General features: G+C 64.1%; 24 protein-coding genes. 10 read left to right on the top strand and 14 right to left on the bottom strand.

Annotated features, from left to right (window positions below):
- The first annotated feature begins 911 nt into the window (after window positions 1-911).
- The 5 genes from C4S71_RS15420 to C4S71_RS22905 are packed head-to-tail and all read left to right on the top strand — an operon-like array spanning window position 912 to window position 3,809.
- A complete protein-coding gene (locus tag C4S71_RS15420; protein ID WP_235014528.1) occupies window positions 912-2,357 on the top strand; it encodes a T6SS phospholipase effector Tle1-like catalytic domain-containing protein in 1,446 nt (481 codons plus the stop codon).
- A complete protein-coding gene (locus C4S71_RS15415; RefSeq protein WP_307718944.1) occupies window positions 2,269-2,946 on the top strand; it encodes a DUF2931 family protein in 678 nt (225 codons plus the stop codon). Before C4S71_RS15420 ends, C4S71_RS15415 begins: the two co-directional genes overlap by 89 nt.
- An 8-nt stretch (window positions 2,947-2,954) precedes the next feature.
- A complete protein-coding gene (locus C4S71_RS22910; protein WP_255408537.1) occupies window positions 2,955-3,077 on the top strand; it encodes a hypothetical protein in 123 nt (40 codons plus the stop codon).
- A complete protein-coding gene (locus C4S71_RS15410; protein WP_103969718.1) occupies window positions 3,070-3,669 on the top strand; it encodes a DUF2931 family protein in 600 nt (199 codons plus the stop codon). The genes C4S71_RS22910 and C4S71_RS15410 overlap by 8 nt, the downstream gene beginning before the upstream one ends.
- 5 nt (window positions 3,670-3,674) lie before the next feature.
- The gene (locus tag C4S71_RS22905) at window positions 3,675-3,809 is read left to right on the top strand and encodes a hypothetical protein (protein ID WP_255408536.1); all 135 of its coding nucleotides are present in this window, start codon (window positions 3,675-3,677) and stop codon (window positions 3,807-3,809) included.
- Here C4S71_RS22905 and C4S71_RS15405 read toward each other — a convergent pair.
- Complete coding sequence (locus tag C4S71_RS15405) at window positions 3,806-4,822, bottom strand: aldo/keto reductase (RefSeq protein WP_103969717.1); 1,017 nt, start codon at window positions 4,820-4,822, stop codon at window positions 3,806-3,808. The genes C4S71_RS22905 and C4S71_RS15405 overlap by 4 nt on opposite strands.
- Before the next feature lie 140 nt (window positions 4,823-4,962).
- Entirely contained in the window at window positions 4,963-5,370 is a 408-nt protein-coding gene (locus C4S71_RS15400) for a DUF6746 family protein (protein WP_103969716.1), read from the bottom strand.
- 187 nt (window positions 5,371-5,557) lie between these two features.
- On the opposite strand from C4S71_RS15400, the gene C4S71_RS15395 reads away from it, so the two are divergent.
- Entirely contained in the window at window positions 5,558-6,148 is a 591-nt protein-coding gene (locus C4S71_RS15395) for a DUF4202 domain-containing protein (RefSeq protein ID WP_103969715.1), read from the top strand.
- 111 nt (window positions 6,149-6,259) lie between these two features.
- On the opposite strand, the gene C4S71_RS15390 is transcribed toward C4S71_RS15395, so the two are convergent.
- Entirely contained in the window at window positions 6,260-6,625 is a 366-nt protein-coding gene (locus C4S71_RS15390) for a DUF6746 family protein (RefSeq protein WP_103969714.1), read from the bottom strand.
- Window positions 6,626-6,807: 182 nt separating this feature from the next.
- On the opposite strand from C4S71_RS15390, the gene C4S71_RS15385 reads away from it, so the two are divergent.
- Entirely contained in the window at window positions 6,808-7,083 is a 276-nt protein-coding gene (locus tag C4S71_RS15385) for a hypothetical protein (RefSeq protein ID WP_103969713.1), read from the top strand.
- On the opposite strand, the gene C4S71_RS15380 is transcribed toward C4S71_RS15385, so the two are convergent.
- Window positions 7,070-8,155, bottom strand: a complete 1,086-nt coding sequence (locus C4S71_RS15380) for a C45 family autoproteolytic acyltransferase/hydrolase (RefSeq protein ID WP_103969712.1) — start codon at window positions 8,153-8,155, stop codon at window positions 7,070-7,072. The genes C4S71_RS15385 and C4S71_RS15380 overlap by 14 nt on opposite strands.
- On the bottom strand, window positions 8,152-8,910 hold the full coding sequence (locus tag C4S71_RS15375) for a dienelactone hydrolase family protein (protein WP_103969711.1): 759 nt from the start codon (window positions 8,908-8,910) through the stop codon (window positions 8,152-8,154). Before C4S71_RS15375 ends, C4S71_RS15380 begins: the two co-directional genes overlap by 4 nt.
- A 261-nt stretch (window positions 8,911-9,171) precedes the next feature.
- Here C4S71_RS15375 and C4S71_RS15370 point away from each other — a divergent pair, with 261 nt between their 5' ends.
- Complete coding sequence (locus C4S71_RS15370; RefSeq protein ID WP_086510703.1) at window positions 9,172-10,377, top strand: ABC transporter substrate-binding protein; 1,206 nt, start codon at window positions 9,172-9,174, stop codon at window positions 10,375-10,377.
- A 113-nt stretch (window positions 10,378-10,490) separates the two neighbouring features.
- Here the strand turns inward: C4S71_RS15370 and C4S71_RS15365 are convergent, their stop codons facing one another.
- The 8 genes from C4S71_RS15365 to typA all read right to left on the bottom strand — a co-directional run bounded on the left by C4S71_RS15365 (window position 10,491) and on the right by typA (window position 20,132).
- Complete coding sequence (locus tag C4S71_RS15365; RefSeq protein WP_086510702.1) at window positions 10,491-11,804, bottom strand: branched-chain amino acid ABC transporter permease; 1,314 nt, start codon at window positions 11,802-11,804, stop codon at window positions 10,491-10,493.
- Window positions 11,804-12,811 (bottom strand): branched-chain amino acid ABC transporter permease, encoded by a 1,008-nt coding sequence (locus C4S71_RS15360; protein ID WP_086510701.1) that lies wholly within the window; start codon window positions 12,809-12,811, stop codon window positions 11,804-11,806. The genes C4S71_RS15365 and C4S71_RS15360 overlap by 1 nt, the downstream gene beginning before the upstream one ends.
- Before the next feature lie 28 nt (window positions 12,812-12,839).
- On the bottom strand, window positions 12,840-13,544 hold the full coding sequence (locus tag C4S71_RS15355; protein WP_010626388.1) for an ABC transporter ATP-binding protein: 705 nt from the start codon (window positions 13,542-13,544) through the stop codon (window positions 12,840-12,842).
- 133 nt (window positions 13,545-13,677) lie between these two features.
- Window positions 13,678-14,448: an ABC transporter ATP-binding protein gene (locus C4S71_RS15350; RefSeq protein WP_103969710.1), complete on the bottom strand. Its 771-nt coding sequence runs from the start codon at window positions 14,446-14,448 to the stop codon at window positions 13,678-13,680.
- Between the two features lie 113 nt (window positions 14,449-14,561).
- The gene (locus tag C4S71_RS15345) at window positions 14,562-16,007 is read right to left on the bottom strand and encodes a sodium-dependent transporter (protein WP_103969709.1); all 1,446 of its coding nucleotides are present in this window, start codon (window positions 16,005-16,007) and stop codon (window positions 14,562-14,564) included.
- Between the two features lie 197 nt (window positions 16,008-16,204).
- The gene (locus C4S71_RS15340; protein WP_103969708.1) at window positions 16,205-16,531 is read right to left on the bottom strand and encodes a hypothetical protein; all 327 of its coding nucleotides are present in this window, start codon (window positions 16,529-16,531) and stop codon (window positions 16,205-16,207) included.
- Window positions 16,532-16,560: 29 nt separating this feature from the next.
- Complete coding sequence (locus C4S71_RS15335; protein WP_103969707.1) at window positions 16,561-18,099, bottom strand: amidohydrolase family protein; 1,539 nt, start codon at window positions 18,097-18,099, stop codon at window positions 16,561-16,563.
- Between the two features lie 185 nt (window positions 18,100-18,284).
- Window positions 18,285-20,132 carry a translational GTPase TypA gene (gene typA, locus C4S71_RS15330; RefSeq protein ID WP_086510696.1) on the bottom strand — a complete coding sequence of 616 codons (1,848 nt, stop codon included), beginning with the start codon at window positions 20,130-20,132 and terminating at the stop codon, window positions 18,285-18,287.
- 316 nt (window positions 20,133-20,448) lie between these two features.
- Here typA and C4S71_RS15325 point away from each other — a divergent pair, with 316 nt between their 5' ends.
- Window positions 20,449-21,033 (top strand): glycosyltransferase family protein, encoded by a 585-nt coding sequence (locus C4S71_RS15325; protein WP_103969706.1) that lies wholly within the window; start codon window positions 20,449-20,451, stop codon window positions 21,031-21,033.
- Between the two features lie 33 nt (window positions 21,034-21,066).
- On the opposite strand, the gene C4S71_RS15320 is transcribed toward C4S71_RS15325, so the two are convergent.
- Window positions 21,067-22,038 (bottom strand): Bug family tripartite tricarboxylate transporter substrate binding protein, encoded by a 972-nt coding sequence (locus C4S71_RS15320; protein WP_103969705.1) that lies wholly within the window; start codon window positions 22,036-22,038, stop codon window positions 21,067-21,069.
- A gap of 808 nt (window positions 22,039-22,846) precedes the next feature.
- Here C4S71_RS15320 and glnA point away from each other — a divergent pair.
- The gene (gene glnA, locus C4S71_RS15315; RefSeq protein WP_086510693.1) at window positions 22,847-24,253 is read left to right on the top strand and encodes a glutamate--ammonia ligase; all 1,407 of its coding nucleotides are present in this window, start codon (window positions 22,847-22,849) and stop codon (window positions 24,251-24,253) included.
- Window positions 24,254-24,636 lie beyond the last annotated feature (383 nt).

The raw sequence follows: 24,636 nt of genomic DNA, 5'->3' as shown, positions 1-24,636 counted from the left end.
CGTCGCGGCTCGCACGGGCCGCGCGAATAGAAACAAGGCCACCCCGCCGAAGGATGCGGCGCTGGCACGTCGCGGCTCGCACGGGCCGTGCGGATAGAAACATCACCTCGAGGACTAGCACCGTTCGATCACCGGGCGTTGCGGCTCGCACAGGCCGCGCGGATAGAAACGACTACCTGGCCAAGGGCTACGGCCGCCGCGTTGGTCGCGGCTCGCACGGGTCGCGCGGATAGAAACCGGGGCTACTCCGTCGAAGGTGTGAAGGCGGTGCTGGTCGCTGTCCGTCTGGGTCGCGCGGATAGAAACCCCGATGGCACCATCGGCCGCCCGAAGACTTGGTTCGTCGCGGCTCGTACGGGCCGCGCGGATAGAAACCAGCGCTCCATCCAGGGCATGATCGAGGAAGGCAAGTCGCGGCTCGCACGGGTCGCGCGGATAGAAACGAACTCGGAACACTCGACGCTATGGAGGTCGCGGCCCGCACAGGCCGCGCGGATAGAAACCAGTCTCGGTGACCAGATACCATGGCCACCTCTTGTCGCGGCCCGCGCGGACCGCTCGGATAGAAACTGGAAGTCCTCCCGCGCCTGGAACCCGGCCTCTTCGTCGCGGCCCGCATGGGCCGCGTGGGTAGAAACAATCGCTTCGGTATGAAGCTGGTTGAGGCAAATGTGTAGTGGCACTGGCACGCACGTATTGCCTGATGGGAACTACAGCAAAGCGAACAGAGTGCAATACCTAGCCTAATTGTCAGAGATTGCATACGGCCTTTGTAGGAAATGTGCCATTTCGCTGCTTGCTCAAATCGATAAGCTATATGGCGCCTCTCCGGCGCTGGGCCAACTTGCTTGGACGCGCTATTACAAAAAGCTCCACGCGCAGCGTGGAGCCTGAAAAAGGAAAAGGATGCCATGAAAACCCGGCTGGACGAACGCTTCGACCCCGATCCTTTGGACCCCTGGGAGGAGGAGCGCTTACGACAAGCCGAGCGCCCCGTGTCGTCCCGCTCTGCTTCACGGCCAGCGGATGACCGGACACCACCCCAAGAGTACCGGCCTGAGCCGCCTATCCCCGATACCCCGGAGAAACCACGTACGCTGCAAATCGGTGTGTTCTTCGATGGCACCGGCAACAACATGCACAACGACCGGCAACTGCCCGACCGCGATATCACCAATGTGGCCAAGCTGCATGACTTGTATCCGAACGATGCGGCTAACGGCTATTACCCTGTCTATATCCAAGGTGTGGGCACAATTGCCGGTCGGGAGAGCGAAGATGGCTTCGTGGCTCCCGAGAACGCCATCGGCATGGGCACCGGGGTCGGGCCGGAGGGTGGCCATGCGCGTATCGAACAGGCGCTGACCGAGGTCCGCCAGATCCTGGAGGCCAACCCCCGCGATTCGCTGGTCACCTTCGATGTATTTGGCTTCAGCCGCGGTGCGGCTCTGGCCAGGCACTTCGTCAATTTGATCCATCGCTGGCCGGAAACTCTACTGGTACCGGACTTTCGCCTCGTCAGGTCAATGTATCAACCACCGCTGCGCCGCATTCTGGCCTTTCCGCCCAGGCCCATACCTTTCCCGCAGGTTCGCTTCGTCGGGCTGTTCGATACCGTGGGCAGCTTCTACCGGCCTGGTACCGACAGTAACCTCGATTTCGACCTTTACATCGCCTCGGGAAGTGCCGCCCGCGTGGTGCAGCTCACCGCTCATCACGAGATCCGCCGCAACTTCCCGCTCAACAGCATTGCCGATGCCCAGGGCAACCACCCCGGCAACTTCGCCGAGATTGCGCTTCCAGGTGTACACGCCGATATCGGCGGTGGCTATGAGAACCCCAATCTCGATCTGGGTTTTGCCAACCATGAGGAGCTGATCGTGCGTCGCCGTGCTGGGCTGGGGGCCAATGGAGAGACGATTCGCCGGGCCCAGGCGGAAGCGCAGGCCAGAGGGCTCGACATTCGTGTGGATGGCCGGGACGTGCTCGAGATCGAACGCCGGGCCACACGAAAGGAGCTGGCCATCTACGCCCTGCACCAGATGCACGAAGAGGCGAAGAGAGCTTGGGTCCCTTTGCGCGACCTGGACGACACCGATCCGGATCATGCGATTCCCACCGAGCTGCAAACCCTGATTGACGAGTGGTGGCAAAACGGCAGCCGACGCGGGCGTCAGTGGATGCTGGACATGTCTCATGAACACTTTGCCGGCTACATCCATACGTCTCACCGTCAGCACCCCTACAGCCTGAGGGATCGCTTCGCCCATGCCCCGGAGCCCAGCGGTGTGCGCCGGGTCTTCCCTAATGTGTCGCTGCACTCCTACCTGCCGACACAGGAGCCGCAGAATGCCTAGGTCATGGACGACTCGTCTGCGGCCTGTGCTGCTACTGTTGCTGCTATTATTGACCGCTGCCTGCGAGGCGGAACCTCGACGCTATGATTTTGCCGTACAGCCGGTTGGTGGGCCTACAGGTTGGCCCATCTGGGTGGAGGAGCTGACCTTTGACCATTCTTGGAGCGCACGTGCGGGCAACATCAGCTCCGGTTTCGAGTACAGGCCACCCCGGGCAGGGGGGGTGAATGTACTGGCCCATCCTATGCCCGCTCCTTCCTCGGTGCAGGCGCGCTGGTTTTCCTACCGTACCCAGACCTTCTACGAGATCGATCTGGCACTGCCGGATGCGGATGCTCTACTGCAGCAGTGGTATCGGGATTTCCCCCCGTCCCAATACCGCCACTACCTGGTAGCTGGCTTCTCCGGCAAGGGGGAGGTAATGGTCTGGTGGCGCGCCAGCTGCAAAGTCTGCGGCCGTGATCGCAGCCGGGATTTCCATGCGCCAATCGTGGAGTCGGCCTGGGCTGAGGAGGCAGAGGGGGACTCTGGTCGGTATCGCAATCGTACTCAGGAATATATCGATGAGGGTGTGTTTCCCTCACCATGATGAAAGGCATGGTTACCTCGCATTGCCAGGAAAGCCTGGCCCACGCCCCGGAGCCCAGCGGTGTGCGCCGGGTGTTCCCTAACCTGTCGCTGCACTCTTACCTGCCGACACAGGAGCCGCAGAATGCCTAGGTCATGGATGACCCGCCTGCGGCCTGGGCTGCTACTGTTGCTGCTATTATTGACTGCTGCCTGCGAGGCGGAGCAACAGCGCTACTCCTTTACAGTACAGCCATTCGGTGGGCCAAGAGGATGGCCAGTTTGGGTGGAAAAGTTGACTTTCGATAACACCTGGAGCTCGCCTGCTGGCAATCTCAACGTCGGTTTCGAGTATTCCCCACCGCGCAGTGGATCGTATATCACCCTAGCGCATCCTGTGGCCGCCCCTTCCTCGGTGCAGGCGCGCTGGTTCTCCTACCGTACCCAGACCTTCTACGAAATCGATCTTGCGCTGTCTGATATGGACGCCCAGCTACAGCAGTGGTACCGGGACTATCCTCAGCCGGATTACCGCCATTATCTTATGGTTGGCTTCTCCGGTAGGGGGGAGGCCAAAGTCTGGTGGCGTGCTAGCTGCAACAACTGCGGCCGTGATCGCAGTCGGGACTTTCATTCCCCAATCGTAGAGTCGGCCTGGGCTGAGGAGGTAGAGGGAAATCCTGACTGGTACCGTGAGCATATCCAAGAGTACGTCAATGAAGGCGTATTCCCCTCTCCGTGGTGAAGGATATGGCTACGTTTCTAGCCCCCTACAGCCTGAGGGATCGCTTCGCCCATGCCCCGGAGCCCAGCGGTGTGCGCCGGGTCTTCCCTAATGTGTCGCTGCACTCCTACCTGCCGACACAGGAGACGCAGCATGCCTAAGTGCTGGCATGCCTACCTCCAAACTCCTCCGTATCGATCTCCTTCTGCAGCGCTTCGCTGTAGCGGGCGCCGGCGATCTGGTCCGGTGTCAGCAGGGCGGTGAGTCGTTCCAGGGTGGTGGCGTCCAGGCGCAGGCTTTCCGCCGCGAGGTTTTCGCGCATGTGCGCGATGGAGCGGCTGCCGGGAATGGGGATCACGTCGTCGCCCTGAGCGGTGAGCCAGGCGAGGGCGAGCTGGCCGGTGGTGACCTCCTGCTCGCTGGCGATGGCCTGGAGTTTTTCCAGTTGGCGCAGGTTGCGTGGCAGGTTGTCGGTGCTGAAGCGCGGCATGCCGTGGCGTACGTCGTTTTCGGTGAGCTGGCTGGCATCGGTCACGGCGCCGGCCAGGAAGCCGCGGCCCAGCGGGCTGAAGGCGACGAGTGCGGTGTTCGCTTCGCGACAGGCATCGAGTAGGGCGATTTCGGGGTTGCGGGTCCACAGCGAGTATTCGGATTGCACGGCGGCAATGGGGTGTTCGGCTCTGGCGCGGCGCAGGGTGGCGGCGGAGATTTCCGAGAGCCCGATGGCGCGTATCTTGCCATCTTCCACCAGTCGCGCCAGGGCGCCGACGCTCTCTTCGATGGGTACTTGACGGTCCAGACGGTGCAGGTAGTAGAGGTCCAGGTGATCGGTACGCAGGCGCTCGAGGCTCGCTTCGCACTGGCGGCGCAGCGTTTCGGGGCGGCCGTCGATCACTTTCTTGCCCAGCGCCGGGTCCATGGCCATACCGCATTTGCTGGCCAGCAAGATCTCGTTACGCTTGCTCGCCAGCGCCTTGCCCACCACCTGTTCATTGGCGGTGGCGCCATAGAGGGTGGCGGTGTCGAAGTGGCGATAGCCCATCTCGAAGGCTTCTTCGAGGGCGCGGATCGCCTCGGCTTCGGGCACCGGGTTGCCGTAGCCGTGGGAGAGGTTCATGCAGCCCAGGCCGATGGTGGGAGAGGCCACTTCTTGCAGGCGAGAAAAGAACGACATGCTGGCTCCGCGTCAGTGATGTTGGCTCTCATCATGCCGAGCCGAATGCAGGATGCGCAAGTGAGCGGCCGGGTGGCGGAGGATGTCGACAAGGCAGGTAGCGACATGCCCGGCGAAGCTCCGCCGGGCGTTGGCCTGGCTTATTGCATCAGCGTCTTGATCCGTTCCAGATACGCCTGCCCGTTTTCGCGGATACGCGCCTGCTCCCGGTCACCGGCACCCGAGCGCACTTCCTGCACGTGTTCACGCATGATGCCGAGCTCCTCATCGATCTTGGCCAGCGCGTTGTCGATGGTCTCGGTGAGCTGCTGGATGATGGCCATGTCGCCTTCGGTCAGCTCATTCTTGCTGAGCAGCACGTCGAGCAGGTCGTTGCGGAGTTCCAGGGCGTCGACGGCCTGTTTGAGGGTGTCGATGGGCTGGCCTTGAGCCTGCTCCAGCTGTTCGACGAGCTCTTCTTCCTGCATCTGTTCCTGGGCCTCTTCCTGGGCTTGGGCAATGCCCAGGGGCAGCAGGGCGAGAAGGATGGCCACGGTAAGGTGTTTCATCTGCATACCTCGTTTGTTAAGAAGCATTTTGAATGCTAGTTAACGCCGATGCGCTCAACAAGGCGAAGCGATGCGGCAACTTGTCCCGGCGCGCCATACGGCGGGTGGGTCTTGTCCATGCGCTGGCTCGTGGCCGTGTCGTCAGGTGCGGTATGCTGTGCCCATGAAGATTTACGAGGAATGCCCCATGACTGAGCCGACTCCCTTTCAGCGCGCGATGACCGAGCTGGATGCCCTGCATGCGCAGGACCCGCGTCAGGTAGAGGTGGAGGGCGAGACGCTGCCGCTGGAGCTGTGGCACGCGGGGCGCATGAGCGCCTGGCTCGAGCGCGTGGTGGAAGCGCCCAGCGAACTGGTGCAGCTCGCCGTGCGCTCGCAGCATCTGCAGCGCTGGGAAGTGCCGCGTAGCGAGTACCCCGAGGGGCGTGTGGGTTATCTGACTTGGCGCCGCGACCAGGGCAAGCGCGCCGGGGAAACCACGGCACGGGTGATGGAGGCGGCGGGCTACTCGGCCGAAGAGGCCGCCGAGGTGTCGCGGATGATCCGCAAGCAGGGCCTGGGCCGCGATCCGGGCACTCAGGCGGTGGAAGATTGTGCCTGCCTGGTGTTTCTCGAGAACTACTTCGCCGACTTTTCCAAGCAGGTGGAGCACGACCACCTGGTGCGCATCGTGCAGATGACCTGGAAGAAGATGTCGCCCAAAGCCCATGAGCTGGCGCTGACGCTCCCCATGAGCGCGGAGGCGCGTGCGGTGGTGGAAGAGGCGTTGGCCGGCTAGGTTGGCGGGGGAGCCGGCCTGCCCAAGGCTGCGACCGGCTTCTCTTCAGTTCAAGGCCGTGTCTGAAAAGGCAGCGAGCGCAGCCAGTTTTCGGATAGAGCCAAAGGTCGTTCAGGGTACCAGCGTCTGGGCAGCTTCCAGATAGGTGGCGCCGTTGCGCTTCACGCGTTCGACGTCGCCGGTTTCGGAGCCTTGATGGACTTCCTCCAGGGTGTCGGCCATGGCATCCACTTCTGCCTGAATCTTCTCCAGGGCGTTTTCCAGGGTATAGGTCAGCTCGTGAACGGTGCCGAGGTCGGTGATGGCCAGCTCATCTTGGGCCAGCAGCTCGGCCAGGCGCTGGTTGTATTCGGAGAAATTGGCCACTGCCTGGGCCAGAGTGTCGGCGGGCTCGCCCTTGAAGTGGGCGGGGGTTGAGTCGGCAACGGCGGTTGCGCTCATCAGGCTGACGAGCAGGGCGGAAAGAAGGGGTTTCATGACGACGCTTCCTATTTGAGAATGAGAATTTATGCTTTTATCAGGCCGGCTGCGGCCGAACAAGCATGTTCTCAAATGAGAATGATTTTTCTTGTCGGTAATTGACAGAGGTCAGCCGGGCGGCTAGATTCCTGATAGTTAATGATAATTGTTATCATTAATGGCGTTAACGGAGGTCGCCAATGTCGTACTTCACCCCTGCCGCCATGTGGGAAACCGCTCCTACCTTGCAGATCTGCGACGTCACACCGGGCTCGGTGCGCCTGGCCCGCGAGTACCCGCGTCACGACACCGCTCTCTCCCAGGAGGAGTTCGAGCTGCTGCAGCTCCATCGGGAAGAGGCCCGGCACGAGCTGTTCCGGCGCTCGTTCATGCTCACCACCGAGCGCTACCTGAAAGGGGAGCTGCCCGAGCCTGGCCCGGGAGACGAGGGGCTGGGGCGCTTCAGTTCAGAGTGACGCTCAGGCTGTCTTCGCTTTCGCAGGGTTTGCCGTGGCGCAGGGTCAGGCGGCGCTCGTTCAGGTTCATCACCACCGAGAAGAGGGTTTCCATGCGCTCTTCGGCGGGCTGGTCGGGATTGAAGTGACGGCAGATCGACAGCGGCGCGCCCTGATGGTCGCTGAGCACGTCGAACAGGCGCGCCTCGTCGAGGGGGGCGTCCGGCGGCAGCTCGTCGTGGAGCAGCGCATCAAGGCGACACAGCCGCGGCTGTGAGTCGATCCGGGGATAGTCCTGCACCGGGCAAGGGGTATTGTCGGCGTAGAGGTGGTTGGTGTGAGTGACGATGCCGTTGCGCGGCGCGATTCGCCCCGGCTCGCCGGGCTGCACCTCGAGCCCCACGGCCTGGCCGCCCTCGTTGCCGACCTGAGCGCTGGCGAGCAGGAAGTGGGCGGGGGAACAGACCCGGTCGTGGCTGGCCACGGCAAGGGCGCTCTGCATGTCGTCGCTCTCCAGAATCTTGCGCAGGGCGATGTGGATCGGCAGCCCGCTGCCGCAGGTCTGCGAGCGAATGGCGTTGAGGCACACGCCGATGCCTCGCTCGTTCAGGCCGACCTTGCCCACCATGCCGGCCTCGCCGATGCTTACCAGCGCGGGGCGGTCGTTGCCCCGAATGCGCAGGGCCACCACGTTGTCGAGCTGGTCGCTGCGCCAGTCCCAGTTCTGCGCCAGCCACTGCTGCCCATGGCGCTGCAGGGCGAAGGCCGAGCAGCCGCCGCTGGCCTGGGTGAGGGCGATTTCGCTGCGGCAGTTGAGCGTCAGGACGTCGAGGAAGTCGACGCCCGCGCCCCAGGCGATGCCGTTCATCTCTTCGAGAATGGCGGGAAAGCCCTGGGCGACTGGTGCCTCGAAGTGGCAGGCGCGGTCGCGGGCCTGCTCCCAGCGAATGCCGACGAAATCGTGAAACAGCCGGCCGTAGACCTCGATACCGCGCTGGATCAACTGGCGGTGAATGCGGCCGTGCTGGGCGCCGATCTCGTGATGGCTGCCGCTCAGCTCGGTCAGTGGCAGGGGGCGGAATCGCCGGGTCATAGCACCTCCTCTAGCAGGCTCAGAAAGGCTGCCCAGGACTGCTCGTCGGCGCGCTGCTGGTAGCGCTCGTCGCCGAACACGGTGAAGCCATGGGGAGCGCCGGAGTAGATCTGGATCTCGTAGGTGGCCTCGATGGCCTCGAGCTCCTCGACCAGACCGCTGACGTCTTCCATGGTGACGCTGGTGTCGGCACCGCCGTGGGCGATCAGCAGCGGCGGCACCTCCTCTGGCCACTCCTGGCCGTCCGGTGTGGCCACGCCGCCGTGGAAGCTGGTATAGCCGGCCACGTTGTCGGCTTCGTCCGAACGGGCGATCTCCAGTGCCACGGCGCCGCCGAAGCAGTAGCCCATGATCACGACGCTCTCCGCGGCGCCCTGTTCGCGCGCCTCGGCCAGGCCGGCCAGGGTCAGCTCGCGCATGCGTTCGCGGTCGGAGTAGAGCGCGCGGGTGGCTTCCTGACGGGCGTCGAGGGTCTCGGGGCGATTGCCCTGGCCGAACAGGTCCACGGCGAAGGCGTCGTAGCCTTGCTCGGCCAGCATGTCGGCGCGCTGCCGTTCGTAGTCGTCCAGCCCGTTCCAGTCGTGAACGATCAGCACCGTGCCGCTGGCCTCGCCGCTGGCGGCGGCGTAGTAGCCTTCGAAGGTTTCGTCGCCCACTTCGTAGACGATGTCGTTGCCGGCGGGAGTGAAGGCGTGAGCGCCGGTGGCCAGGCCGAGCGATGCCGGTAGCGCAAGGAGTGCGAGAGCGGAGCGCATTGGGTGTCTCCTGTCGGATGGCATGACGGGTCAATCAGTATAGGCGAAGCCCGCTGCCGGCGTTTCCTGAAGGCCTCGCCCGGCATCTGTGCCGAAACGGGATTGTTCATCGCCGATAGGGAGTTGGCGTTGTAGTTCCGGGCTAAATCGTTGGTATGGGGGGCTTGTGTTTTGCCTCGTAGGCTTCCAGATTTAGGGGGTGTCTATACTTGGTAACCAGACGTAAAAACCAGACGTAAAACCAGAGTGAGAAGAACAACCATGAAGAAAAGCGTTCTAGCGATGGCGATCGCAGCCACCAGCGTAGCATTCGTTGGCGCGGCGCAGGCGGAAGTGAAGATCGGCTTCATTGGCGGCTTCACCGGCCCGATCGAGAGCCTGACACCGCCGATCTATGACGGCGCGCGGCTGGCGGTTCAGCAGATCAACGAGCAGGGCGGCATTCTTGGCGGTCAGACGCTGGTCATGCCCAGCGCTGACACCACCTGTAGCGATGCCTCGGCGGCTTCCAACGCGGCCGACCGCATGGTCAACACCGAGAACGTCACCGCCATCGTCGGTGCGCTGTGTACCGGTGCCACCGTAGCAGCGGCCAACAGCGCCGCCATCCCCGGTGGGGTGGTGATGGTGTCGCCGGCCTCCACCGCCCCCGCGGTTACCGAGCTCGACGACAACGATCTGGTGTTCCGTACCGTGCCGTCCGACGCCTACCAGGGTGAGATCCTGGCCAAGCTGATGCTCGACAAGGGCTTCGATGAGGTGGCGGTCACCTACGTCAACAACGACTACGGCCGCGGCCTGGCGGACGCCTTCACCGCGGCCTTCGAGGCGGGCGGCGGTATGGTGGCCGAGAATCTGGCCCACGAAGACGGCCGCGCCGACTACCGCTCCGAGCTGGGCTCGCTCTCCGCCAGCGGTGCCGAAACCCTGGTGGTGCTGGCCTACGCCGACGGCTCGGGCCAGACCATCCTGCGCCAGGCCTATGAGAGCGGCGCCTTCACCCAGTTTGCCGGCGCCGACGGCATGGTGGGCTCGTCGTTGATCGAGGCGGTGGGTGCCGACGTACTCGAAGGCATGATCGCCACCCGCCCGGGCAGCCCCGAACTGCCGGGCACCGAGATCTTCGCCGAGGCCGCCGAGGCAGCCGACCTCGACCCCACCGCGGTGTTCGCGGCCCAGGCCTACGATGCCGCCTTCCTGCTGGCGCTGGCCATCGAGCAGAACGGCAGCGCCGAGCGTGAAGGTCTCTCCCAGGCGCTGCGCAGCGTCTCCTCGGCCCCGGGCGAAGTGATTCTGCCGGGCGAGTGGGAAAAGGCAGTCGAGCTGATCGCCGCGGGTGAAGAGATCAACTACGAAGGCGCTTCCGGTAGCCACGAGTTCGACGAGAACGGCGACGTACCGGGCGTAGTCGTGGAAATGGTGGTAGAGGGCGGCGCCTTCGTCGGCAAGGGCCTCGTCGACCTCTAAGCATCGCTTAGGTCTGAGACCGCAAACTGAAAGGCCTCAGCATTTGCCGAGGCCTTTCTTTTTAATGTGGTTTTTAGAGAGGTGCGGATTTATGTCGCCTCCATCAGCCCTCTCTAACCGTGGTGTTTGACTTTTTCGGGCAACAACCCATTCGGCGCGAAGCGCAGTACCAGGGTGATCAACAGGCCGATCACGAACACCCGCGCCTGCAGTGCGCGGCTGTCGAGGTTGCCCGGCGGCTGCCAGCCGAACCAGCCCTCACCGATGCTCACCGCACCCTGCATCAGGAACAGCGCCAGCGGCTCCGACATCAGCCAGATGATGTACACCGCCACGGCGCCGAAGATGGTGCCGAGATTGTTGCCCGGCCCGCCCAGGATCACCATCACCAGCACCAGGAAGGTGTGATTGAGCGGCAGGTAGCCGTTGGGGTCGAACAGGCTGTTGAACGAGGCCAGTGCGCCGCCGCCGATGCCCATCAGGATGCAGCCCAGCACGAAGATCTCCAGGCGGCGCTTGTTGATGTCCTTGCCCATCGCCGAGGCGGAGATCTCGTTGTCGCGAATGGCGCGGATCATGCGGCCCCAGGGGGCATGATAGGCACGATGCAGCAGGAAGAAGATCACCGCGATCATGGCCGCCGTGACCGAGAGATACAGCGCCCGGGCCAGGGTGAAGCCCAGCTCGCTGGGACCCGGGGTGGGCCAGGGCAGCGGCGATACCGTGGCGGTGCCGCGGGTCAGCCAGTCGGAGTTCTTGAGGAACGCCTTGATGATCTCGGCGATGCCGAGGGTGGCGATGGCCAGGTAGTCGCTGCGCAGGCCCAGGCAGATATGGCCGATGAAGTAGCCCACGGCCCCGGCCAGGGCGCCGCCGAAGATCCAGCCGGTCCAGGCGGGCAGGCCGAAGCCTCCGATGAAGCCGGCGCGGGACTGGATCTCGCCGGTCACGCTGCGCAGCATGCTGATCACCACCAGATAGAGCACCACCGCCAGCACCACGGCGATGACGGTGCGCAGCTTCTTCGGCACGCCGATGCGGTCGAGCTTGGTGGCGCCGTAGACCACCACCGCCGCGGCTGCGCCGTAGAGCAGCACCCGGCCCAGCTCGCCGGGCAGCTCGGTGCCCCAGAAGGCGTTGTTGACCGGCACGCTGAAGAGCATGGCAGAGAAGCCGCCCAGGGCGACGAAGCCCATCACACCGGCGTTGAACTGGCCGGCGTAGCCCCACTGGATGGTCAGGCCCAGGGCCAGGATGGCGTAGCAGGAGGCTTCCACCAGCATGCGGGTGCTGTAGGCGGTGCCCATCACCATGTAGATGGAGAGGATCACCGCCAGCAAGGCGCCGAACAGAATGATTTCACGCAGCGGGAAGCGCGACGGCGCGGCAACGGTGTCTTCCCGGCGTTCGGTACGTTGAGCGTTCATCAGATCACCTTACCCTTGAAGATGCCGGTGGGGCGCCACACCAGGATCGCCACCAGGATGAAGAAGGGCACCACGATCTTGTACTCGGTGCCGACGAAGGCGAGGTTGCGCGGGATCTCGATCCACTCGGGGAACAGGTGCGCAATGGGGCGCAGCAGCACCGCCCAGTTGAACACCGCCAGGGTCTCGGCGAAGCCCACCACGAAGCCGCCGGCGATGGCCCCGTAGGGGTGGCCGACGCCGCCGACGATGGCCGCGGCGAAGATCGGCAGCAGCAGGAAGAAGCTCAGGTCGGGCTTGAAGGTCACGTCGAGAGAGAGCAGCGTACCGGCAATGGCTGCCAGGCTGCCGGCGATGACCCAGGTCACCGAGACGATGTAGTTGGTGTTGATGCCCGAGGCCCGCGCCAGATCGGGATTGTCGGACATGGCGCGCATCGCCTTGCCCAGTCGCGTGCGGTTGAGGAACACATGCAGCCCCACCACGCAGGCAATGGTCAGGATGAACAGGATGATCTGCGGCTCGGTGACGATGATCGGCCGGGTGGCCAGCTCGAACGGCACGTCGAGACGGTAGATCTCCTTGCGCTCGCCGGCCAGGTACATGTTCTGAGCGCTGGTGCCGGCGAACAGGCGAATCAGGCCCTGCAGCATCAGCGTCACGCCCAGCGAGCCGATCACGATGACGATGGGCTTGACCCCATGGGCCCGCAGCGGCTTGTAGAACACCTTGTCGATGCCCACGGCCAGCGCGGCGGTGAGGATCATCGCCAGCGGCAGCATGACGATGGGGGTGGGCAGGCCCACCACGCCGCCCACGCCGGGGAAGGCCAGGGTCAGCAGCAGCACCATGAAGGCGCCGAAGGTCATCATGTCGGCATGGGCGAAGTGGGCGAAGCGCATGATGCTGAAGATCAGCGTCACGCCGATGGCGCCGATGGCGTAGATCGAGCCGGTCACGCTGCCGGCAATGATCACGTTGTTGATGAAGAATACCAGTTCGTTCACGACTTACTCTCCAGTACGGGCTCCGGGCTCAACCGCCCAGGAAGCTCTTGGCCACTTCCGGGTCGGCGAGCAGAGCGGCGCCGGTGTCGGTGAAGCGGTTCTTGCCAGCCGCCAGCACGAAGCCCTTGTCGGCGATGGCCAGGGCCTGTTTGGCGTTCTGCTCGACCATGAGGATGCCGACGCCGGCGGCGTTGATCTCCTTCACCCGCTCGAAGATCTCGTTCATGTAGAGCGGTGAGAGGCCGGCGGTAGGCTCGTCGAGCAGCAGCACCTCGGGCTCGGCCATCAGCGCGCGGCCCATGGCGACCATCTGGCGCTGGCCGCCGGAGAGCTCGCCGGCGGGCTGGTGGCGCTTGTCGTAGAGCGGTGGAAAGAAGTCGTAGACCTGCTTGAGCATCCGTTTGACGTTGTTCGGCTTGAGAAAAGCGCCCATCTCCAGGTTCTCTTTCACCGTGAGACTGGGGAAGACGTTCTTCTCCTGGGGCACGAAGCCCATGCCCCGCTGTACCAGCTTGTTGGGCGGCAGGTTGTGGATCGGTTCGCCGCGCAGCAGGATCTCGCCCTGGCTGACGGTGAGCAGGCCGAAGATGGCCTTGAGCATGGTCGATTTGCCGGCGCCGTTGGGGCCGACGATCACACCGACCTCGTCGGCTTCGATCGACATGTCCACCCCGTTGAGGATGTTCATGCCGCCGTAGCCGCCGTGCACGTCGCGTGCTTCGAGTAATGGCATCGTGGAGTCTCTGCGCTATCGTTACTGTTCTTCTTGTGGCTGTACCGAGACCGAGGGCAGGCGTGGCCTCTCCCTCAGGCCGCGGTGGAGCCCTCAGGCCGCGGTGGAACCCCTCAGACCGCGGTAGAGCCCCTCAGGCCGCGGTAGAACCGAAGTAGGCCTCGATCACCTGAGGATTGTTCTGAATCTCTTCGATGGTGCCTTCGACCATCACGCTGCCCTGGGCCAGCACGATCACCGGATCGCACAGGCGCGCGATCATCTCCATGTCGTGCTCGATGACCAGGAAGGTGTAGCCCATCTCGCGGTTGAGCCGTTCGATGTTCTCGACCAGGTCGCCCAGCAGGGTGCGGTTGACCCCGGCGGCGATCTCGTCGAGCAGCACCACGCGGGCGTCGGTCATCATGGTGCGGCCGAGTTCGAGCAGCTTCTTCTGGCCGCCGGAGAGGTTGCCGGCCAGCTCGTTGCGCACGTGGTGCAGGCCGATGAAGTCGATCACCTCGAGCGCCTTCTGGCGTACCGCCGTCTCCTGCTGGTTGACCAGGCCCGGCTTGAGCCAGGCGCTGAACAGGCTCTCCCCGGCCTGCTTGGGCGGCACCATCATCAGGTTCTCCAGCGCCGTCATCTGTGAGAACTCGTGGGCGATCTGGAAGGTGCGCAGCAGCCCCTTGTGGAACAGCTCGTTGGCGGGGCGGTTGGTGATGTCCTCGCCGTCGAGCAGGACCTGGCCGCTGTCCAGCGGCAGGGCACCGGCGATGATGTTGAACAGGGTCGATTTGCCGGCGCCGTTGGGGCCGATCAGGCCGGTGATGGAGCCCTTCTCGACCTGGATCGAGCAGTCGTTGATGACCTTCAGGCCGCCGAAGGCCTTGTAGACGTGTCGGACGTCGATGATGGATGGCATGTTGGTTCCTGCACTTTTATATCTTTGTTATGCACCCAGCCCCTGCGCATGGCGCGAGGCCGGGTGGCGTATATCGAGCCGCCGCTCCTGGCGGCGACGGTTTTCTCGTGCTGCTACTGTTGCTGACTGTTTTCGGCCAGGAAGGTGCGACCGGCGGCAAAGGCGCCGACGATGACCAGGGCACCGACGGTGGGTACCAGATAGCCTTCCACCTGCGGAATGGTGCGCAGGAAGACGAAGGCGACCGCAGCGGGTGCCACGAAGCGTACCAGGAAGCGCCATACATGGAACCAGGTTTCGCTGGTGCGCATCTCCTTCATCACTTCGGAGTGGGTCAGCGCCCAGCCGGCGAACAGCGCGATCAGCAGGCCGCCCAGCGGCATGAAGATGTTGGTCAGCAGCTCGATGAAGTCGAAGGCGCTGCGGCCGAACAGCGTGTGGAAGGGGCTGGCCTCGGCCCACATGTTGAAGCTCATCACCGTCAGCAGGCCCAGTGCCCAACTGGCCACCACCATGGCGAACACCGCCTGGGGGCGGGTGAGGTCGAAGCGCTCGACGAGGAAGGCGGCCACCGGCTCGATCAACGAGATCGAGGAGCTGATCGCCGCCCCCAGCACCAGGATGAAGAACACGCCGCCGATCAGCGCGCCGAAGGGCATCTCGGCGAAGGCCAGCGGCAGGGTGACGAACATCAGCCCCGGGCCGGCACCGGCGTCGAGGCCGGCGCCGAACACCAGCGAGAAGATCGCCAGACCAGCCACCATGGCCACCGCGGTATCGACGAAGGCCACGGCGAAAGCGGTGCGGCTGAGCGAGGCCTCGCTGGACATGTAGGCGCCGTAGGCCATGATCGCGCCCATACCGAGGCTCAGCGTGAAGAACGACTGGCCCATGGCCTGCAGCCAGCCCTCCAGGCTCAGGTCGGCCAGATTGAAGGTGAACAGGAAGCTTGCCGCCGCGCCGAAGTCGCCGTTGGCGATGCCGTAGCCCAGCACCACCAGCAGGATCACGAACAGCGCCGGCATCATGATGCGCAGGCCGCTTTCGATACCTCTGTGGATGCCCAGGCCGACGATCAGCCCCGAGGCGATGATGAACAGGGTGTGATAGAGCGTGAGCAGGCCCGGCGAGGCCAGCAGCGCATCGAAGCCGGCGCCGATGGTGGCGGCATCGGCGCCGACCAGCGAGCCGGTGAGCATCTGCCAGGTGTAATGAATGGCCCAGCCGGCGATCACCGAGTAGAAGCTGAGTATCAGGAAGGCGGCGGCACCGCCCAGCCAGCCGATCGACTCCCAGGCGCGAGAGGTCTTGTGGGTGCGAGTCAGAAAGCGCATGCCCATGATCGGGCTTCTGCGGCTGGCGCGCCCGAGCATGGTTTCGGCGATCAGGATCGGAATACCGACGGCGAAGATGGTCAGGGCATAGATCAGAATGAAGGCGCCGCCGCCGTTCTCGCCGGTCAGGTAGGGAAAGCGCCATAGATTGCCGAGCCCTACCGCCGAGCCGACTGCGGCCAGCAGGAAGGTGCCCTTGTGTGTCCAGACGTTGTGCGTACTCATGGTGTTTCCGAAATCCGTCTTGTGGCCTTGTGAGCCCGCGATGTCGCCACCTTGGGCCGTGCGGGTGGGGCCTGCCGGTGAGCGCGTACACTGTGCGACAGAACCCGTTTCGTGGCCAGTGGTGAATCGTTAAGGATACGTTGGACGCGGCAGATGACGGGGCCGGGCGATCATGAGAGTCCGTGCGATCATGAAAATCACTGGGGCTCCTCGTCCTGCTTGTCGCTATCTCCCGGCCGTGGCTCGAAGGCGCGGCATTCGTCCGCCAGCCTCACCGTGTCGCCCAGGGCCAGCTTGCCGATGAGCTTGCGTCGCTTGCCGCTGTACGGCTCGATCAGCGCCACTACCTCGCCGATGCTGGTGCCGTCGACGTAGGCCTCGACCCGCACCCTTACCACAAGGCCCTGATAGCGGGCCGAGAGGATGTCGCCCGGCCCCGGGTCGGAGTAGCCGGTGGGGTTCTTCTGGTAGTGGCGCATGACGCTGTCGGCGCCGGGGTCGTCCCATTCCACGTGGCGATGCATGGTTCGCTCCTCCTCTCTCGTGGCCGCTTTCAGTCGAACAGGCGGCGGTCGACGCCGGCGGCCTCGAACAGATAGTCGCGGGAGGCGGTGAGCTCGTCGCGCAGACGGGGAAGGTCTGCCCCCAGCAACTGGCCGCGCCACTTGCGGATGCGCCCGCCGACCAGCACCGTCTCGACGTTGCTGCGCTCCATCAGGGTGACCACCGCCCCCGGCACGTTGTTCAGCGGCGCCACGTTGATCGCCTCGGCGTCCAGCAGCAGGATGTCGGCCTCCTTGCCCGGCGTCAGCGAGCCCACCCGCTGCTCCAGCCTCAGCCCCTTGGCGCCGCCCATGGTCGCATAGCGGATCACCTCTCGCGACGTCAGCAGCGCCGGCCGCTCCTCTTCGCCTTGCAGCGCCAGCTCGTTGACGAACATCCGCTGCAGCGTCAGCGTCGAGCGCATCTGGGTGAAGAAATCGGCCGTCATGGTGCACTCCACGTCGCTGGAAAGCGAGGGCAAAATGCCCAGTTCCGACGTTTTCATCAGCGGTGGCGTGCCGTGGCGCATGGTCATCTCGATGGGCACCGCCAGCGACACGTGAGCGCCGGCATCGCGCACCGCCTGCCACGCCATGTCGCTCATGCCGGTCATGTGGATGAGGATGTGGTTCTCGGCGAGCTGGCCGCTTGCCGCCAGCTCATCGAAGGTCTCGGCCATGCCGAGGCTGCCCACCACGTGGTAGGCCAGCGGCAGCTCCAGCTCACGGGCCAGCGCCCAGGCGGCCTCGTAGTCGGGCAGGTAGATCTCGCCGCCCATCACCATGGTCATCAGGCCGTCGGCGGAGAGCCCCTCGCCGGTGGCGAAGTACTGCTCGCGAAGGCGACTTGCGTCCTGCGGGTATCGGCTGTGCTCACCCTGGCCCTCGAAGTAGCCGAACACGCTTCGCCGGACGGAGTCGCGCAGGCCTTCCAGCGCGGCATCGGAGTGCTCGGGGCTGTGGTGGATCTGGCTGGTATCCATCACCGTGGTCACCCCGGCATCGAGCTGGCTGAGCGAGCCGAACAGCTCGTTGATGTAGACATCCTTGGGGCGGTACACCGGGGCCAGCTTGCCGAGGATGTGATCCATGTAGTTGGGCGAGCCTTCCGGCGTGCCGTCGTCGAACATGATGCCGTCGGCCAGGAAGCTGCGCAGGGCCGTCTCGAACAGATGATGGTGGGTGTCGATGAAGCCCGGCATGACGATGCGCCCGCGGGCGTCGATCACCTCGGCGTCGTCGGCCTCGAGTTCGGCGCCGACAGCGACGATGCGACTGCCTTCGATCAGCACGTCGCCGTGGGTGAAATCGCCGACACTGTCGTCCATGGAGAGCACGTGGCCGCCGCGGATCAGTACGCGCCGCCCCGCCTCGCCGCTGTGTGCCGGCATCTCGCTGCGGGCTTCGTCGCTGCGAGTGGCGACGCTGGGAGAGGCGTTGGCGGCGGCGAGCAGGCCGCTGCCGGTCATGGCGCCGGCCCCTGCGGCCAGGGTGCCCTTGAGGAACTCGCGGCGTGTCGCGCCGGCGCGCGCTTTGCACAGCTTGCACATGGTGTTCTCTTGCTCCCCTGGCTGGTCAGTAAGTCGGCTGCGGTCAGCTTCAAGCTAGGTTCTGGGAGCGCGAAATGCCAAGAATCGGGCCGGCAGGAGTGCGGGCAGGGTGTGTGGACAGGGTGTGCGGGCGAAAAAAACCGGCGCCAGATGCTGGCGCCGGTTGGGGGATGCGAAAGCGAGGCTTACTTCTTGGCGCGCTTGCGCTCGTGCTCCTTGAGGAACTTCTTGCGCAGACGAATGTGGTTGGGGGTGATCTCCACCAGCTCGTCATCGTCGAGGAACTCGATGGCCTGCTCCAGGCTGAACTTCACCGGCGGGGTCAGCACGATGTTCTCGTCGTTGCCCGAGGCACGCATGTTGTCGAGCTTCTTGCCCTTGGTGGGGTTGACCACCAGGTCGTTGGCACGGTTGTGGATGCCCACCAGCATGCCTTCGTAGACCTCGGTGCCGTGATCGATGATCAGCTTGCCGCGCTCCTGCAGGGCGTAGAGCGCGTAGGCCAGCGCCTTGCCGTCGACCATCGAGACCAGCACGCCGTTACGCCGTTCGATGGCGGCGTCGGGCTTGAGCGGGCCGTAGTGGTCGAAGCGGCTGGTGAGGATGCCGGTGCCCGAGGTCAGGGTCAGGAACTGGCCGCGGAAGCCGATCAGTCCGCGCGCGGGAATGATGAAGTCCAGGCGCACGCGGCCCTTGCCGTCGGGGTTCATGTTGGTCAGCTCGCCCTTGCGGTAGCCGAGCTCCTCCATGATCGAGCCCTGGTGCTGCTCCTCGCAGTCGATGATCACCTCTTCGTACGGCTCCTGCTTGATGCCGTCGATCTCCTTGAGGATGACCTCGGGGCGGCCCACCGCCAGCTCGAAGCCTTCGCGACGCATGGTCTCGATCAGCACCGAGAGGTGCAGCTCACCGCGGCCGGAAACCTTGAACTTCTCCGGACTCTCGCCCTGCTCCACGCGCAGCGCCACGTTGTGGATCAGCTCCTGCTCGAGGCGATCCTTGATGTTGCGGCTGGTGACGTACTTGCCGTCGCGACCGGCGAACGGCGAGTCGTTGACCTGGAAGGTCATGGAGACGGTGGGCTCGTCCACCGACAGCGGCGGCAGCGCCTCGATGGCGCTCGGGTCGCACAGGGTGTCGGAGATGGAGAGCTCGTCGATACCGGTGATGCAGACGATGTCGCCGGCGGTGGCGAGTTCGGTCTGCACGCGCTCGAGGCCCATGTGGGTCATCACCTGGCCGACCTTGCCCTTGCGGGTGTTGCCGTCGGTGTCGACTACCACGATCTGCTGGTTGGGCTTGACCGAGCCGCGCTTGATGCGACCAAGGCCGATGACGCCCACGTAGCTGGAGTAGTCCAGCGCCGAGATCTGCATCTGGAACGGACCGTCGAGCTCGACCGCCGGCGGCTCGACGATGTCGACGATGGCCTGGAACATGGGCGACATGTCCTCGGCCAGGGAGTCCGGATCCATGCCGGCGATGCCGTTGAGCGCCGAGCAGTAGACGATCGGGAAGTCGAGCTGCTCGTCGGTGGCGCCTAGGTTGTCGAACAGATCGAAGATCTGGTCGATGACCCAGTCGGGACGGGCACCGGGACGGTCGATCTTGTTGACCACCACGATCGGCTTGAGGCCCTGGGCGAAGGCCTTCTGGGTCACGAAACGGGTCTGCGGCATGGGGCCGTCGACGGCGTCGACCAGCAGCAGCACCGAGTCCACCATCGACATCACGCGCTCCACCTCGCCGCCGAAGTCGGCGTGTCCGGGGGTGTCGACGATGTTGATGTGGTAGTCGCGGCCGTTGCCGTCCTGCCAGCGAATCGCGGTGTTCTTGGCCAGGATGGTGATGCCGCGCTCCTTCTCCTGGTCGTTGGAGTCCATGATCCGCTCCTGACCCTCGGCCTTGCGGTCGAGCGTGCCGGACTGGCTCAGCAGCTTGTCGACCAGCGTGGTCTTGCCGTGGTCGACGTGGGCGATGATGGCAATATTGCGCAAACTCTCGATGCGAGAGGGGGTTACAGCTGTGTTCATAAGGTGTGACTCATCAACGGGGGCGCACCTATGACCACATGGAAAGTGAGGTCCCCTAGGCGCTGGGTAGGGAGTGGAGGCGCATTGTACAGATAACAAGGGATGGGGAATAGCACTACCGGGCGATATGACCGCCGTCAGCCCGCTGCATCGTCATGTCCCATGAATTCTGCTTTGACCCGATCATGTTCTCTACCGGTTGTGGCTGGGCAGATGAAGAAAAATTCACTGGAAAAATTCAGTAGCGGTATTTTCAGACACCTTTCTACACTTAACTAAACAAACGGTGACCTTTCGACCCTGCGGAGTCCGGGCGATGCCGACCTACAGTGTCATTCTGGATGCTCGTACTGCAGGGGCGCAGCTGCCGCGCACCCTGGTGGCCTTCGATCGGGCTGCCGGAAGCTGGAAGGATGCTCATGAACTGTTGCTGGTAGACGATACCGGTGACCGGCGCCTGCCGGACCTGGCGCAGCGACATCATGCGACACTGCTGCCGTGCACTGCCGCCACGCAGGGTGCTCGCCTCAACGCTGCCGTCGGTGCCAGTCATGGAGAGCTGCTGCTGTTTCCCGGTCTGGTCAACCGCCGGGTGATCGATTGGCTGCCGGAGGTGGAAGCGGAAAGAACCTGGGATGCCGCGGTGCTGCCGGTGCAGCGCCAGGGGCGGCTGTTGCGCTGGTGGAACTGGCTACAGCGGGCCGCCTCGGAAGACACCTACTGGGTGGAGCGGGCCTGGTTCGAGCTCATCGGCGGCTTCGACCCGCAGCTGGACGGCGATGCGCCCACCGACCTGCTCGCCCGGCTGCGCGCCTGCGGTGCCCGCATCTGGCTGGCGAGCGACGATACGGCCAGGCACAAGACGCAGTGCCCATCACAAGATGGGCACTGTCGGGGCTAGGCTAACGGCCTAGCCGGGCATCGGCAGTAAGGTTCAGTCGTCCTCGGGCACGCCACCCATGCGCTCGAGCAGCTCACGATAGTTCTCCGACTGGGCGTAGAGCAGCTCGGTGGCTTCCTCTTCGCCGCGGAAGTGCACCGGCATCAGGATGCGCTCCTCGGTGATCTCGATGAAGCGCTCGTCCTGGGTAGCCGCTTCCAGCGCCTCGGCCAGACGCTCGACGTGGGTGTCGGGGGTGTTCTTCGGCACCACCACCACGCGGAAGTCGGAGGTGTCGATGTCATACCCGGCTTCCCTCACGGTGGGGGCATCCGGAAAGGCGAACAGGCGCTCGCCGTCCATGCTCAGCAGCACCGGCATCTCGCCGGTCTCGGCGTAGCCGGAGTGCGTGCCGCCGCTGTAGCCGAAGTCGACGTCGCCGGAGAGGATCAGCGGCGCCATGCCGCCACCGCCGGAGGTGGGCACGATGCGCAGGTCCAGCCCCTCCTGCTCCATGATGTACTCGATCACCAGCCGATCCAGGGCATGCTGGGTGGCATAGCTGGTGCCGGGATTCTCGCGGGCATACTCCACCAGCTCTTCCCAACTGTCGCCGAAGGGACGGTTCTCGCCGGTGACGATGGCATGCTGCACGGTGGTGATGCTGGCGACGTAGCGGAAGTCGTCCAGGGTGAAGTCGGTATCGTGGGCGTGGGGTGCGAAGGTGAGCGTGCCGTTGGTGCCGGCATAGACGAAGGTGTGCCCTTCATCCTGGTTGTTCATCAGGCGCGTCAGCGATACGGCGCCGCCGGCGCCGGGCTGGTTGACCACGTTGACCGGCTGGCCGAGCTCTTCTTCCAGCACGTTGGCCAGCACCCGGGCCTGGATGTCGGTGGAGCCGCCGGCGGCGAAGCCCACCACCAGGGTCAGCGGCTTGGTCGGAAACTCATCGGCCTGGGCCATGCCGGCTGCGCCGAAGGCCATGGAGGCGGCCAGTACTGCGGTGCCGATCGTTGTCATTTTCATTCTTGTACCCTCTTTGTTGTCGTGCGCCCTCGGTACGAGCAGCGCTGGGTTGTCAGGCGTGGGCAGGCTTTCTCCTGCTTGGCCTCAAGTGCTGCCGCCCCCGGGGTGACCGGGAGCGCAGTGCAAAAACTCGGTCCTCGGCTCGGCTGGCACAGGAGGATCACCACCGGGATCGCGATGTGCGGCGGCACGCTGGTGCTGGCGAATCAGCGCAACGGCGGCGAGGCCCAGGCCCGACCAGAAGGGCATGCGTGGCGTGTCGGACATGGTGGAGCGAGCGTTAATTGTCGATGAATGAGATAGTGGATAGCGCTTTTTCTTGGGTTATGGATTGTGACTAAAATTTTTTGCTGAATTATGCTCGGTCACTGCACCCTATGTGCTGGTAGTGTTCGCCTCAATCGATCGATTCGACGCTTAATCAACGAAGATGCATGAGTCCCGACGGGACGTCATTGTCTATGTTGGTGGAAGCTTGCGACCCAATATGGTGCGTGCGTGGAAAAAATGCACCGTAATGGAGCAAAAAATATCTGAAAATCGGCCCGCTACATGATGCAACAGGCTGCCGCCACAGAGTGGTGCACGCCGCCAGGCGGCTTTTTTTAACGAGCACAGTGGCTTGCGTGCATCCGGGGCATTGATGGTGCAAGTTGGCACGCAACCTGCATTAGGTTGGCCAGCGCCATGTTCGTGCATGGTGAGCGTGGGCAGGAAATCTGCCGCGTGCTACAACACATGCTGGAATGAACCAGCGCAGTGGACTTCAGCCAAAACGTATCGAGCTACCGCTCAAACGGAGGACACAATGTCAGCCAAGACTCTCGCCCTGATCGAAGAACATGATGTGAAGTGGGTGGACCTGCGTTTCACCGACACTCGGGGTAAGGAACAGCATGTCACCATTCCGGCTCGCGACGTGAACGAGGAGTTCTTCGAGAACGGCCAGATGTTCGATGGCTCCTCCATCCATGGCTGGAAGGGCATCAACGAGTCGGACATGATTCTGCGCCCGGAAGACGGCACCGCCTTCCTCGACCCGTTCACCGAAGACGCCACCCTGGTAGTGCGCTGCGACATCATCGAGCCGGCCACCATGCAGGGCTACGAGCGCGACCCGCGCTCCATCGCCAAGCGCGCCGAGGCCTACCTGCAGTCCACCGGCCTGGGCGACACCGCCTTCTTCGGCCCCGAGCCCGAGTTCTTCATCTTCGACCAGGTGCACTGGAAGGCCGACATCGAAGGCGCCATGTACAAGATCACCTCCGAAGAGGGCGCCTGGTCTACCGATCGCCAGCTCGAAGGCGGCAACCTGGGCCACCGTCCGCGGGTCAAGGGCGGCTACTTCCCGGTACCCCCGGTCGACAGCTTCCATGACATCCGTGGTGCCATGTGCAACACCCTGGAAGCCATCGGCCAGACCGTCGAGGTGCATCACCACGAGGTGTCCAACGCCGGCCAGAACGAGATCGGCGTGAAGTTCAACACCCTGGTGAAGAAGGCCGACGAAGTTCAGGAACTGAAGTACGTGATCCACAATGTGGCTCACGCCTACGGCAAGACCGCCACCTTCATGCCCAAGCCGCTGGTCGGCGACAACGGCAGCGGCATGCACGTGCACCAGTCGTTCTGGAAGGACGGTCAGAACCAGTTCGCCGGCGACCAGTACGCGGGCCTGTCCGAAATGGCGCTCTACTACATCGGCGGCATCATCAAGCACGCCCGTGCCCTGAACGCCTTCACCAACGCTTCGACCAACTCCTACAAGCGTCTGGTGCCGGGCTTCGAGGCGCCGGTCATGCTGGCCTACAGCGCCCGTAACCGCTCCGCTTCCATCCGCATTCCGTACACCGCGAGCCCGAAGGGCAAGCGCATCGAGGCCCGCTTCCCGGACCCGACCGCCAACCCCTACCTGGCCTTCTCCGCCATGCTGATGGCCGGTATCGACGGCATCAAGAACAAGATCCACCCCGGCGACGCCATGGACAAGAACCTCTATGACCTGCCGCCGGAAGAGGGCAAGAAGGTGCCGACCGTGGCTCACAGCCTGGATCAGGCCCTGGAAGCCCTGGACAAGGATCGTGCCTTCCTCACCGAGGGTGGCGTGTTCACCGACGACATGATCGATGCCTACATCGAGCTGAAGATGGAAGACGTCGAGCGTATCCGCATGACCACGCACCCGATCGAATTCGACATGTACTACAGCTGCTAAGCAGCCGCCGCGCCCGGTGGCACTGCCGCCGGCCCGCCGCGAAGGGCCCCGCATTGCGGGGCCCTTTTTTGGTGCGCCAGGCATGGCGCGCAGCGCCCGACGGGCGCTGTTTCCGAGGGTGGTGCCTCGGAATGACTTGGGGGTGAAAGTCCCCTACGGACCCTGATAGCGGGAACCGTTAGCCGAACAGCAAGGGTGTCCGTCGCGAGACGGAATCTGAAGGAAGTTGGAGGCAAACTCCCGGCCCGACGAACAGAAATCGCATACGAGGCTGTCGCCACCTGGGCGAGAGGGCCAAGAAACTCGAAGCCCAATAGCTATCCGGAAGGGGCGGCAGTAGATGCGGCGGGTGTATGGGAGGAAGGTCGCGCGTCTTACCCTGG

This window comes from Billgrantia desiderata (assembly GCF_900108215.1).
Classification (GTDB): Bacteria; Pseudomonadota; Gammaproteobacteria; order Pseudomonadales; family Halomonadaceae; genus Halomonas; species Halomonas desiderata.
Note: the sequence above shows the minus strand (reverse complement) of the source record. Positions and strands in the feature narration are given on the sequence as shown.